This window comes from Micromonospora marina, from assembly GCF_900091565.1.
Lineage (GTDB): Bacteria > Actinomycetota > Actinomycetes > Mycobacteriales > Micromonosporaceae > Micromonospora > Micromonospora marina.
The window spans coordinates 86,601-100,155 of sequence record NZ_FMCV01000003.1; the positions used below are offsets into that span (position 1 = coordinate 86,601).

Below are 13,555 nucleotides of genomic sequence, written 5' to 3' on the forward strand. Positions count from 1 at the left end.
CGGCCGCACCGTCGTGCGGTGTGGGTGGCGTGATCAGACGGTGAGGGTCCAGGTGTTGAGGTAGCCGGTGTCGGCGGAGTAGACGTCGCGCACCTGCAGCCGCCAGGTGCCGTCGGCCGCCTCCGAGGAGAGGTTGACGGTGTAGGTGGCGTTGACGTTGTCGGCGCTGTCGGAACCGCTGCTGTTCTTCAGCCGGTAGCTCGTGCCGTCCGGTGCGAGCAGGTCGACGACCAGGTCCCCGCGGTAGGTGTGGACGATGCTGACCGCGACGGTGGCGGTCGCCGAGGCGGCGCGTCCGCAACCGGAGATGGTGATGGCGCTGGTCACGGCGGAACCGGCGTCGGGGATCGCCACGTCGGTGCCGTTGGTCCCGGTGCAGCCGGGCGGCGGGGGCGGGGGCGGCGGGGTGCTGCCGTTGACGACGTAGAGCAGCTTGTTGGGGGAGCCGGTGCCGGGACTGGTCACGACGTTGCTGGTGGCGTTGTCGACCAGGTAGTCGCGGACCTGCTGCGGGGTCCAGGACGGGTTGGCGCTGACGACCAGCGCCGCCGCGCCGACCACGTGCGGGGTTGCCATCGAGGTGCCGCTGATGGTGTTGGTGGCCGTGTTGCTGCTGTTCCAGGCGGAGGTGATCGACGAGCCGGGCGCGAAGATGTCCACGCAGGTGCCGATGTTGGAGAACGACGAGCGGGCGTCGCTGCTGGTGGTCGAGCCGACCGTGATGCCCTCGGCGGTGCGCGCCGGTGAGCTGTTGCAGGCGTTCGCGCCGTAGTCGTTGCCGGCGGCCAGGCCGTAGGTGATGCCGGACGCGATGGAGTTGCGTACCGCGGCGTCCAGCGTGGTGTCGACGCCACCGCCGAGGCTCATGTTGGCGACGGCGGGCTTGACCGCGTTGGCGGTGACCCAGTCGACACCGGAGACGACGCCGGCGGTGGTGCCGCTGCCGGCGCAGTTGAGCACCTTGACCGCGACCAGTTGCGCGCCCTTTGCCACGCCGTACGCGGAGCCGCCGACGGTGCCGGCGACGTGGGTGCCGTGGCCGTTGCAGTCGGTGTTGTTGGTGTCGACCGTGTTGGTGCCCCAGGTGGCCCGGCCGCCGAAGTCGGTGTGCGTGGTGCGGATGCCGGTGTCGATGATGTAGGCGCGCACGTTGCTGGCGGTGTTCGGGTAGGTGTAGGAGTTGTCCAGCGGCCGGTTGCGCTGGTCGATCCGGTCCAGGCCCCAGGAAGGCGGGTTGGTCTGGGTGCCGCTGATCGACACGGTGTGGTTCTGCTGCACGTACGCCACGTCCGGGTCGGCGGCGATCCGGGCCGCGGCGCTCGCGTCGACCCGCACCTCGAAGCCGCGCAACGCGGCCCCCCAGGTGCGGGCGACCGCCCCACCGTGCCGACCGGTCAGCCGCCGGGCGGTGTCACCGACCCGGGCCCGGGTGACCGAGGCATCCCTGAACACGACGATGTAGCTGTCTGCGACAGCGGTGGCACCGCCCGCATCCCGGACCACGCCGACCCGGTCGGCCGCCATGGCGGGGGTGGCCGCCATCAGCATCGTCAGGGCCGCGGCCCCGGCGAGTGCGGACTTGCACGATGGACGCATCGCGTTCCTCCTCCAGCCGGAGCCGGGGCGTCGCGCTGCGGTGGCAGTGCGATCGATCGGCGCCGATTGACGACGATCGTAGGAGTCGTCCCGCCCTCAGGTAAATAGCAGATGATGGATACTTCGGCGATATGACGGGCATCGGGCGCACCGTCGAGCGCGGGCGGCGCCGGCGCGGGGAGGAAGCCCGTCGGCCGAGAACGCGGCGACATCACCGACCCCTCGGCCTGCTGCGGGTCGGCTGTCCGGGTCACCGGCTCGGCCGGACGGCGAACCTACGCCACCCAAGCGGCCGGCGCAGCTCGACACCAATCGACAAAGCCGGATTCTTTTGGAGCAGGTGTTGCGCCCCCACCGTCCGTTGTGGTTTGTTTGTTGGGCCACCGGACGAACGGAGCGAACCCCCGAACCGGACCTTCCGGTCCTGCTCCCAGGGCTCCGGGGCAACCACACCACGGGCTCCGGAGCTTCTCGGTGCCGACCGGTCGGCGGACGTCACGAGCGATGTCGCCGGTCGTGGCGACGAGGGGTCCCGAAGCGCACGCTGACGGCCTCGGCACCCGTCACGCGGCTCCACCACCACCGCGGCTCCACCACCAACACCACCGCGGCTCCACCACCACCACCGTGGCACCCCCACCCCGGCATCAGCGCGGCGGCGCGCGCTCTGCCTGACTGACTCACAGTTCAGGAGAGGTAGATGCTCATGTCCCCGTCCCGTCCCGGGCGTCGATCGCGACTGCTGCACGCCGTGCTGCTGGCCTTCACCACCACCACGATGGTCGTCGGCGTGCAGTCTCCGGGGAGCGCCCACAGCGTCGATCCCGCCGACTACCAAGCCGTCCAGCTCGCCTCGGGCAGTGGCGACGTCGGCCAGCCGATGTCGTTGGCCCTCCTGCCCAATCTCTCCGTCGTGCACACCGCGCGCGACGGAACGGTCCGGATCACCGACAAGAACGGCAGCACCAGCGTTGCCGGGAAGCTCACCGTCTACACCCATGACGAAGAGGGCCTGCAGGGCGTCGGGGTCGACCCCAACTTCGCCAGCAACCGGTACATCTACCTCTACTACTCGCCGAAGCTGTCGACGCCGAGCGGCGACGCCCCGAAAACCGGCACCCAGGCGGACTGGAACGCGTGGAAGGGCGAGTTCTGGCTTTCCCGCTTCGTGCTCAAGAGCAACAACACGTTGGATCTCGCCAGCGAGAAGGTGGTGCTCAAGGTCCCGAGCGACCGCGGCCTGTGCTGCCACGCCGGCGGCGACATCGACTTCGACGCGCAGGGCAACCTGTACCTGACCACCGGCGACGACACCAACCCGTTCGAGTCCTCCGGATCGTCACCGATCGACGAGCGCGCCGACCGCAACCCGCAGTTCGATGCTCAGCGGACCTCCGCCAACACAAACGACCTGCGGGGCAAGCTGCTCCGGATCAAGGTGAACGCGGACGGTTCGTACTCCATCCCGACCGGGAACCTCTTCGCGCCCGGTACCGCGAAGACCCGCCCGGAGATCTACGCCATGGGCTTCCGCAACCCGTTCCGAATGAGTGTCGACAAGCCCACCGGGATCGTCTATCTGGGCGAGTACGGCCCTGACGGCGGCGCGGTGGCCGGCCGTGGACCGGCCGGGCAGGTCGAGTTCAACCGGATCACCGGACCGGGCAACTACGGATGGCCGTACTGCACCGGGCTGAACACCAGCGCGGAGACGTACTGGGAGTGGACCTTCCCCAGCGGTCCGGCGACCGGGCAGTACAACTGTGCGGCACCGGTCAACAACTCGTTCCGCAACACCGGTCTGACCAACCTTCCGGCGGCCAAGCCCTCCTGGATCCGCTACGGCGGCTCCGCCGGTTCCCCGCCCGAGTTCGGCAGCGGATCGGAGTCGCCGATGGGCGGCCAGGTCTACCGCTACGACGCCGCCAGCGCGTCGACAGTCAAGTTCCCGTCGGCACTGAACGGGCATTACTTCGCTGCCGAGTACGGCCGTAAGTGGATCAAGGTCATCGACATGAACTCGGACGGGAGCTACGGTGCGATAAACAGCTTCCCCTGGTCCGGTGGGCAGATCATCGACACCGCGTTCGGTTCGGACGGGGCCTTCTACGTGCTCGACTACGGTGGTAACAACGCCACCCCGGGGATCTACCGGATCGAGTACATCGGCGGCGGGAACAAGGCGCCAAAGGCCGTAGTGACCGCGAACAAGACCTCCGGTCCGGCGCCGCTGACCGTGAGCTTCTCATCGGCCGGCTCGTCCGATCCCGACGGTGGGACGTTGACCTACTCCTGGAACTTCGGCGACGGGACCAGCTCCGCCGCCGCGAACCCGACGAAGACCTTCAGCAGCAACGGGACCTATCCGGTGACCCTCACCGTCCGTGACCCGCAGGGCGCCACCGGTACCGCAAACCTCACGGTGACCGTCGGCAACACCGCCCCGACCGTTACCTTCCAGGCCCCGACGACCGGGACGCTGTTCAGCTTCGGCGACTCGGTGCCGTTTCAGATCGGCGTCACCGACCCCGAGGAAGCCGCGATCGACTGCACGAAGGTCACCTTGACCTACCTGCTCGGTCACGACGAGCACGCTCACCAGATCACCTCCCGGACGGGCTGCTCCGGGACGATCACCATTCCGGTGGACGGGGAACACGACGAGACCGCGAACATCTACGGCGTCCTGCAGGCCAGCTACACCGACACCGCCGGGGCAACCGGCACCGCACAGGTCATCCTGCAGCCGCGGCACCGGCAGGCTGAGCACTACTCCACCCAGTCCGGGGTGCAGAAGGCCAGCCACAGCAACGCCGAGGGCGGCACGACGGTCGGCTTCGTGAACAACGGCGACTGGATCGCATTCCAGCCGTACCGGCTCAACAACGCCACCGCTTTCACCGCCCGGGTCTCGTCGGCCGGTGCCGGCGGCACCATCCAGGTGCGGTACGGCTCGGCCACCGGGACACTGCTCGGCTCGGTCACCGTGCCGGTCACCGGGAACTGGAACACCTTCACCGAGGTGAGCACTGCGCTGGCCGCCGCACCGAACGGGAGCGGTCCGCTGTACCTCGTCTTCAACGGTGGCGCCGGCAGCCTGTTCGACCTGGACGCGTTCACCTTCGCCACCGGCACCGAGGCGGAGTCGTTCAGCTCGCAGTCCGGGGTGAAGGTGGCCGGCCACCTCAACGCCAGCGGCGGAAAGACGGTCGGCTTCATCAACGACGGGGACTGGACCGGGTACGCGGCAGTGAACACCGCCGGGAAGACGTCCTTCACCGCGCGGGTCTCCTCAGGCAACGCGGGCGGCACCATCCAGATCCGCTCGGGCTCGGCGACCGGCACCCTGCTCGGCTCGGTGTCGGTGCCGGCGACTGGCGGGTGGGAGACCTTCCAGCACGTCTCGACCACACTGACCGGCTCCGCGTCCGGCCCGCTCCACCTGGTGTACCGCGGGTCCGGCACCGGATACCTGTTCGACGTCGACTCCTTCGTTCTGTCCTGAGGGGAGATGCCATGAAAGCCATCCGGCTCTCGGCCACACTCGCAGCCGTCCTGCTGCTGGTCGGTGGTCTCGCTCCGTCGGTGTCGGCTGCCGACCCCGCTTACCAGGTACTGGTCTTCTCCAAGACCGCGGGTTTCCGGCACGGCTCGATCGCCGCCGGCGTCCAGGCGGTGCGCGACCTCGGTGCGGCGAACAACTTCACCGTCACCGCGACCGAGGACGCGAACACCTTCACCACCGCCAACCTCGCCCAGTTCGAGGCGGTGGTCTTCCTGAACACCACGGGCGACGTGCTCAACACCAGCCAGCAGGACGCCTTCCAGGCGTACATCGAGGGCGGTGGCGGGTTCGTCGGGGTGCACGCGGCAGCCGACACCGAGCACGGCTGGCCCTGGTACGGCCAGCTGGTGGGTGCCCGGTTCGTGTCCCACCCGGCGGTCCAGTCGGCCCAGGTACGGGTGGAGAGCCGGGCGCACGCCGCGACCGCACACCTGCCGCAGACCTGGACCCGCACCGACGAGTGGTACAACTACCACGTCAACCCGCGGTCGTCCGCGCGAGTGCTGGCCAGCCTCAACGAGACCAGCTACTCCGGCGGCACCATGGGAGACCACCCGATTGTCTGGTGCCGCTCGATCTCCGCCGGCCGGTCGTTCTACACCGGGGGTGGGCACACCGACGCCTCCTTCACCGATCCGACGTTTCGCACCCACCTGCTGGGCGGGATCCGGTACGCGGCCGGCTTCGCGAAGTTCGACTGCCGAGCGGAGACCGGCTATACCACCCTCTACGGCGGGTCGACCGCCGGCTGGACGCAGGCCGGACCGGGTGGTTTCACAAACAGTGACGCGACCCTCAGCTCCTTTGGCGGCCGGGGCGTCTACTGGCACTCGGCCAAGGCGTTCCGGTCGTACTCCCTGAAGCTCGACTGGCGGCTGGCCGGCTCGGACGACTCCGGCGTGATGATCGGCGCCGACAGCACGTCCGGGACCACCCCGGCCGGCGGCTACGAGGTCCAGATCGGCGGCTCCGGCTCGGCGAACCAGGTGACCGGGGCGGTCTACGGGGCGAAGGCGCCGAACGCGTCGGCCCGGGACGCGGCGCTGAACCCGCCCGGCAGCTGGAACACCTACGAGCTGCTGGTGGAGGGCGAACGGATCCGGGTGTTCCTCAACGGCGTGCAGATCAACGATTTCACCAGCACCGACCAGAGCCGGAGTCTGCAGGGTTACATCGGCGTCCAGAACAGCGCGGCCGGTGACGGGGTTGCGTTCCGGAACATCCGGATCAGGGAGCTTGTCACATCCGTCAAGGTGGAGGGGGAATCCTATTCGATGTCGTCCGGAGTGCAGATCGCGAATCACTCGTCCGCCAGCGGAGGAAAGACCGTCGGATACGTCAACAATGGCGACTGGGTGGGGTACGCGGCGGTGAGCGCCGCCGGCCGGACGTCTTTCTCCGCCCGCGTCTCCTCGGCAACCGCCGGCGGCACCATCGAGGTCCGGTCCGGCTCGGCCACGGGAGCGCTGCTCGGGTCGGTGGCGGTACCGGGCACCGGCGGCTGGGGCACCTTCACCACGGTCAGCACCGCCCTGAGCAGCACCGGAACCGGCTCGCTCCACCTGGTCTTCAAGGGCGGCGGCGGATATCTGTTCGACGTCGACTGGCTCAGCCTCGACGGCGGCTAGGCAGCCGGTGGGGCCGGCGGACGCACCCGCCGGCCCCACCGCACCCCATCCGACCGGAGCGGCACCCGCTGCGCCGGCGACCGCGGCACTGGTGCCGAATAGGCTCGTCCGGGTCTCGCACAGTTATGTGCGAGATGCGTTCCGCCGGGCGGGAATAGGAGCACGTGTGTGCTGCCGGCAGAGCGTGCAATCGTTTCGTGAGTAGTCGGAGGCAGTGATCGGTGTCGTTGCTGAAGTGTTACGAAAGTATTTATTTCTCGGTCTTGTCGAGCCTCTCGGTCGCCTCTAACTTGATAGCCGACACGGCAGGGCGACCAAAGCGCCGGGGAAGGGGGTGAGACGGTTGGTCGTACAGGTTGAACCAACCGCCGCCCCGGCGCAGCCGGCAGATCTTCCAGCCGATCAGACCACTGTTCGTCGTTCCAACCTCTCCCTGGTGCTGCGTTACCTGAACACCAGGGGCCCGGCGTCCCGGGCGGCCATCGCCGCCGAGACCGGGCTGAACAAGACCACCGTCTCCAGCCTGATCAGCGAGCTGCAGGCCCGCGGCCTGGTGGTCGAGACCGGCCTGCGGCAGGCCGGCGCAGTCGGCCGCCCCGGGCGGGTGATCTCCCTCGACGGGGCCACCGTCGGCGCGCTCGGGCTGGAGATCAACGTCGACTACATCGCCACGCACGGCCTGGACCTGACCGGGCGGACGCTGATCGACCGGCGGATCGGCTTCGACGCGATGGGTTCCGATGTCGACCGTTCGCTGGAGCGGCTCGTCGCGGTGGTGCGCGAGGCGCTGGCCGACCTCGCCGCGGCGCGGCTACGGGTCATGGGGATCACGGTGGCGGTCCCCGGGCTCGTGAACGTGGAGACCGGCACCGTGCTGTACGCACCCAACCTCGGCTGGCGGGACGTCCCGGTGGCGCAGCGGCTGGCCGCTGGCTCGGCCCCGATCCCGGTGCGGGTCGACAACGACGCCAACCTGGCCGCCCTGGCCGAGTACACGGCGGGCGTGGCGGCCGGCACCCCCGATCTGGTCTACCTGACCGGGGAGGTCGGTGTCGGCGGTGGGGTCATCTCCGGCGGTCGGCTGCTGCGTGGTGGCGACGGCTTCGCCGGGGAGGTCGGTCACCTTCCGGTCGATCCGAACGGTGACCTGTGCGGCTGCGGGCGGACCGGGTGTTGGGAAACCAAGGTCGGCCTCGCGGCGCTGCTGCGGATGGCGGCGCCGGATCACGCCTACGGGCGCCCCGACAGCGGCCCGGTCCGGGTGCCGGAGGAGCGCCTGACGGAGATCGAACGCCGGCAGGCGGCGGGGGATCCCCGGGTCGAGCAGGCTCTGCGCGAGATCGCGCGGTGGCTCGGCATCGGCGGTGCCATCCTGGCCAACCTGCTGAACCCGCGGGTGATCGTCCTGGGCGGCTACTTCGCCCGGTTCCGCGGACATCTCATCGCCGAGGCGCAGGCGCAGCTGGACCGGTTGGTCGTGGCCGGGGCGGATGCCCGGTGCCAGTTCGTCGCCTCCGAACTCGACTTCCGGGCCGCCGCTCACGGCGCAGCCCACGTCGCGGTCGAACAGGTCCTCGCCGACCCGACGATGGTCGCCATGCTTCCTGCCAAGTCCCAACCCACCTGGAGGCGCCGATGACCGCCGAGACCGTGCTGCGGCTCACCGACGTGGTGAAGACCTTCCCGGGCGTACGCGCCCTCGACGGGGTTCAGTTGGCGGTCCGTGCCGGCGAGGTGCACTGCCTGCTCGGGCAGAACGGCGCCGGCAAGTCCACACTCATCAAGGTGCTGGCCGGGGTGCACCGGCCGGATTCCGGGACCGTCGAGTGGCGCGGCGAGCCGGTGACCTTCGCCAACCCCCAGGCGGCGATGCGCGCCGGCATCGCCACCATCTACCAGGAGCTCGACCTCGTCGAGGACTTGTCGGTCGCGGAGAACGCCTTCCTCGGCCACGAGCCGCGCCGGTTCGGCTTCGTTCAGCGCGGCCACATGGCGCGGCGGACGCGGCAGATATTCGGCCGGCTCGGTCACGCGGAGATCCCGCCGAACCGGATGGTCCGTTCGCTGCCGGCCGCCGCCAAGCAGGTGGTCAGCATGGCCCGGGCGCTGTCGCACGAGGCCCGCCTGATCATCATGGACGAGCCGAGTGCGGTGCTGGCGCACGACGAGGTCGGCAACCTGTTCCGGATCATCCGGGAGCTGACCGCCCAGGGCATCGCCGTCATCTACATCTCCCACCGGCTCGAGGAGATCCGCGAGATCGGCGACCGGGTCACCGTACTGAAAGACGGCCGGACCACCGCGGCGAACCTGTCGGCCCGCGAGACCCCGACCCGCGACCTGGTCTCCCGGATGACCGGCCGCAGCATCGAGTACGTCTTCCCGGACCGTCCCGTCGAGGCGGCGGCCGGTGCGGAACTGCTTCGCGTCGACGGGCTGACCCGGGCCGGCGAGTTCGCCGACGTGTCGCTGTCCGTACGGGAGGGCGAGATCGTCGGTATAGCCGGACTGGTCGGTTCCGGCCGGTCGGAGCTGCTGGAGACCATCTACGGCGCCCGCCGGGCCGATGGCGGCACCGTCACGATGGGCGGGAAGGCGCTGCGTCCGGGCAGCGTGGGCGCGGCGGTCCGCGCCGGCCTCGGCATGGCGCCGGAGGAGCGAAAGAGTCAGGCGTTGCTGCTGGGCGAACCGATCTACCGCAACGTCACGCTGGCCACCTTCGGCCGGTACGCCCGAGGCGGGTTCACCGACACGGGCAAGGAACAGGTCGAGGCGGACCGCATCGCCGACAGCCTCGACCTGCGCCCCCGGGACGTCCGCCGGTCCGTGCGCACCCTCTCCGGTGGCAACCAGCAGAAGGTCGTGGTCGGGCGGTGGCTGCTCGGCGACACGAAGCTGTTGCTGCTGGACGAGCCGACCCGGGGCGTGGACGTCGGCGCCAGGACGGAGTTGTACCAGGTGATCCGCGCTCTCGCCGCCCAGGGCGTCGGCGTCCTGCTGGTCTCCAGTGAGGTCCCCGAGGTGCTCGGTCTGGCCGACCGGGTGCTGGTCATGCGGGAGGGCCGGGTCGTCCGCACGGCCCCGGCCACCGAACTCGACGAGAACACCGTGCTCGACCTCGTCATGGCGGGGTCCCTGATGGAAGGCGCACCGGCATGAGTGACGTGAAGGACACCTCTACCGCCGCGCCGGCGCGCGGGACGGATCTCCCGGCGCAGTCACCGCCGGTCGACCCGGCGGAGACCGTCCTGGCCAGTGAGAAGGCAGGCGGCAGGCTCTCCTGGTGGCACGGCGAGGGGGGCGAGGGCGCTCGGCGCAACCTTGCCCTGATCGGGGTCCTGGTCGTGCTGGTCATCATCGGCGCGGCCACCCGCTCCGATCTCTACTCCCGACCGGACTGGGTCTGGGACAACGTGTTGAGCATCCTCAAGCTCGCCTCGGTGGTCGGTGTGGTCACGGTCGGCATGACCTTCGTGATGATCGGCGGCGGCATCGATCTGTCGGTCGGCGCGATCGTCGCCCTTGCCGGAGTCTGGTGCACCACGGTCGCGACGCAGAGCTACGGCGCCGGCGGCATGATCTTCAGCGCCCTCACCGTCGGGATGGCGGTCGGCTTGGTAAACGGTCTGCTGATCTCGTACGGGCGGCTGGTGCCGTTCATCGCGACCCTGGCGATGCTGGTGGCGGCCCGCGGACTGGCCGCGGAGATCTCCGACAAGCAGACGCAGGTCTCGGACAACGGCTTCATCAACGGCCTGGCCAGTAACAACGTGCTCGGCATTCCGCTGCTGGTCTACATCCTCGCCGCCGTCGTGGCCGCCGGCTGGGTGCTGCTCAACCGCACCACGTTCGGCCGCCGCACCGTCGCGGTCGGCGGCAACCCGGAAGCGGCCCGGCTGGCCGGCATCGACGTCAAGCGGCACACCCTGCTGCTCTACGCGCTCTCCGGTCTCTGCTGCGGCATCGCCGCCGTCATGCTCACCGCCCAGGCGAACTCCGCCCAGGCGGCGATGGCCAACCTGTACGAGCTGGATGCGATCGCCGCCGCGATCATCGGCGGCACGCTGCTCAGCGGCGGGCGGGGGACCATCACCGGCTCGCTGCTCGGAGTGATCATCTTCGCCACGATCACCAACCTCTTCGCCATCAACGGCCTCACCACCGAGGCCCAGAACATGGTCAAGGGCGGCATCATCGTCGCCGCCGTCCTGATCCAGCAGGTGCAGTTCCGCAGCCTCACCCAGTTCCTGGGCCGAAACCGGCTCACCCGCACCACCTGACCCCGTTCGAAACACCCTGCCGCAACCCCGGGCCATCGAGACCACGGCGGACGAAGCTCATACACCCGAATCCCTTCAAACATTCCTGAAAACAGGAGGTCGTCATGACCCAGCACAGCCGCGACCTGTCGCGCCGCCGGCTGCTCTTCGGCGGGGCCGCGGTCGGCGCCGGTGTCCTGCTCGCCGGCTGCACCAGCAACGAGGAGCAGCCGACCGAGGCGCAGACCAAGGCGGCCAACGCCCCCGGCGGCAACAGCGAGCCCGGCAAGCAGGTGACGATCGGCTTCTCCGCCCCGGCCGCGGACCACGGCTGGATCGCCGCCATCACCAACAACGCCAAGGCGCAGGCCGGCACGTTCTCGGACGTGGAGTTCAAGACGGTCGAGGCCGGCGCCGACGCGGCGGCCCAGCGGGCCGCGCTGTCCACGCTGATCTCGCAGAAGCCCGACGTGATCGTGCTGCTGCCGCACGACGGCAAGGAACTCAACGCCTTCGGCCTGGAGGCGATGAAGGCCGGTATCCCGGTGGTCAACCTGGACCGGGCGTTTCCGGACGCGAAGGCCTACCGGTTGCAGATCAAGGGCGACAACTACGGCATGGGCGTGGCCGCCGCCACGTACATCATCGTGCAGCTGAAGGCGAAGAACGTGGCCAACCCGGTGATCGGTGAGATCGCCGGCATGGACGAGCTGGAGTTGACCCAGGAGCGGTCGAAGGGCTTCGCGGACACGCTGGCCCAGGCCGGATTCAAGGTCGCCAACCGCCGGGCCGCCCGGTTCACCGCCGACTCGGGCCAGCAGGAGGCCTCCCAGCTGCTCCAGGCCCTGCCGAGGATGGACGCCCTCTGGAACCACGACGACGATCAGGGCATCGGCGTGATGGCCGCGATCAACCAGGCCAATCGCAAGGAGTTCTTCATGGTCGGCGGTGCCGGCTCGAAGAAGGCCATCGAGGACATCCAGGCGGACGACACCCCGCTGAAGGCCACCGTCACCTACAGCCCGTCGATGGCCTCCTCGGCCATCTCGCTCGCCCGGCTCATCGGGCAGGGCAGGGGCATGTCCGACCTGGTGGAACTCCAGGTTCCCAAGGAGATCATCCTCGCCTCCGAGACGATCACGAAGGAAAACGCGGGCGACTACCTGAAGCTCGGGTTCTGACACACCGGGGGAGACCCACATTGTCCACGACAGACATGCAACTGCGGGTCGGCATGGTCGGCTACGCGTTCATGGGCGCCGCGCACTCGCAGGCGTGGCGCACCGTGAACCGGGTGTTCGACCTGCCGGCGCGGGCCCGGATGGCGCTGATCTGCGGCCGCGACGCCGGAAAGGTGTCCGAGGCGGCGGACCGGCTCGGCTGGGACGCGTCCACCACCGACTGGCGTGACCTGGTCACCCGGGACGACATCGACGTGGTCGACGTCTGCACCCCGGGGGACAGTCACGCCGAGATCGCACTCGCCGCGCTGGCCGCAGGCAAGCACGTGCTGTGCGAGAAGCCGCTCGCCAACACGGTCTCCGAGGCCCGGGCGATGGCGGCTGCTGCCGCCGCCGCCCAGGCCGTCGGGGTACGGTCGATGTGCGGGTTCAACTACCGCCGGGTGCCCGCGGTCGCGATGATGCGGCAGCTGATCGCCGACGGGCGGCTGGGGGTGGTCCGGCACGTCCGGGCGACCTACCTGCAGGACTGGATCGTGGATCCGCAGTTCCCGCTGGTCTGGCGTCTGCAGAAGGACAGGGCGGGCTCCGGCGCGCTGGGGGACATCGGCGCGCACATCATCGACCTGACGCAGTTCGTCACCGGTCAACTGATCAGCGGCGTCAGCGCGGTCACCGAGACGTTCGTCAGGGAACGGCCGCTACCGGCCGGATCCAGCGGCCTGGCCGCCTCAGTGGACGGTGACGGGCACCACCCGTCCGTCGGTCCGGTGACGGTCGACGATGCCGCGGTGTTCGTGGCCCGACTGGACGGCGGCGCGCTGGCCACGTACGAAGCGAGCCGGTTCGCCACCGGCCGCAAGAACGCCCTCCGGGTGGAGATCAACGGGTCGCTCGGCTCGGTGGTCTTCGACCTGGAGCGCCTCAACGAGCTGGAGTTCTACGACGCGACGCGACCCACCGCCGAGCAGGGCTTCAGCCGGATCCTGGTGACCGAGGGCGAGCACCCGTACATGTCGGCCTGGTGGCCGCCGGGCCACATCATCGGGTACGAGCACTCCTTCACCCACCAGATGCGGGACTTCATCGAGGCGGTGGCGACCGGGGTCGACCCGACGCCGTCCTTCTCCGATGCCCTGCAGGTCCAACTGGTGCTGGACGCGGTGACCCGGTCGGCCGAGCTGGGGTCCTCGTGGGCCGACGTGGAGCCGGCGCTGGTGACGGCCACCGCCTGAGACGCCTCCGGTACCGACCGGCGAGGACCGGCCGCGGTTGCGCCCCGCGGCCGGGTGCGGGTCGGGACCGGAGTACGTGCCAACGGGTTGC

8 protein-coding genes are annotated in these 13,555 nt (G+C 69.7%); 7 read left to right on the forward strand and 1 reads right to left on the reverse strand.

From position 1 onward, the window contains the following. Window positions 1-33: 33 nt before the first annotated feature. Window positions 34-1,596, reverse strand: a complete 1,563-nt coding sequence (locus GA0070215_RS05010) for a S8 family peptidase (RefSeq protein WP_026267528.1) — start codon at window positions 1,594-1,596, stop codon at window positions 34-36. Window positions 1,597-2,296: 700 nt separating this feature from the next. Here GA0070215_RS05010 and GA0070215_RS05015 point away from each other — a divergent pair. The 7 genes from GA0070215_RS05015 (at window position 2,297) to GA0070215_RS05045 (ending at window position 13,464) form a co-directional block, all read left to right on the forward strand. Then, window positions 2,297-5,101, forward strand: a complete 2,805-nt coding sequence (locus tag GA0070215_RS05015; protein ID WP_244166862.1) for a carbohydrate-binding protein — start codon at window positions 2,297-2,299, stop codon at window positions 5,099-5,101. Window positions 5,102-5,112: 11 nt separating this feature from the next. Continuing rightward, window positions 5,113-6,789: a ThuA domain-containing protein gene (locus GA0070215_RS05020; protein ID WP_018783807.1), complete on the forward strand. Its 1,677-nt coding sequence runs from the start codon at window positions 5,113-5,115 to the stop codon at window positions 6,787-6,789. A 436-nt stretch (window positions 6,790-7,225) separates the two neighbouring features. After that, window positions 7,226-8,428, forward strand: coding sequence for an ROK family transcriptional regulator (locus GA0070215_RS05025; RefSeq protein ID WP_018783808.1), 1,203 nt, complete (start codon window positions 7,226-7,228; stop codon window positions 8,426-8,428). Further along, window positions 8,425-9,948 carry a sugar ABC transporter ATP-binding protein gene (locus tag GA0070215_RS05030; protein WP_091042329.1) on the forward strand — a complete coding sequence of 508 codons (1,524 nt, stop codon included), beginning with the start codon at window positions 8,425-8,427 and terminating at the stop codon, window positions 9,946-9,948. Before GA0070215_RS05025 ends, GA0070215_RS05030 begins: the two co-directional genes overlap by 4 nt. Further along, window positions 9,945-11,069, forward strand: coding sequence for an ABC transporter permease (locus GA0070215_RS05035; RefSeq protein WP_091042332.1), 1,125 nt, complete (start codon window positions 9,945-9,947; stop codon window positions 11,067-11,069). Before GA0070215_RS05030 ends, GA0070215_RS05035 begins: the two co-directional genes overlap by 4 nt. Window positions 11,070-11,173: 104 nt before the next feature. Next, entirely contained in the window at window positions 11,174-12,229 is a 1,056-nt protein-coding gene (locus GA0070215_RS05040) for a substrate-binding domain-containing protein (protein WP_091042334.1), read from the forward strand. Between the two features lie 35 nt (window positions 12,230-12,264). After that, a complete protein-coding gene (locus GA0070215_RS05045) occupies window positions 12,265-13,464 on the forward strand; it encodes a Gfo/Idh/MocA family protein (protein WP_208600292.1) in 1,200 nt (399 codons plus the stop codon). The last annotated feature ends 91 nt before the right edge of the window (window positions 13,465-13,555 follow it).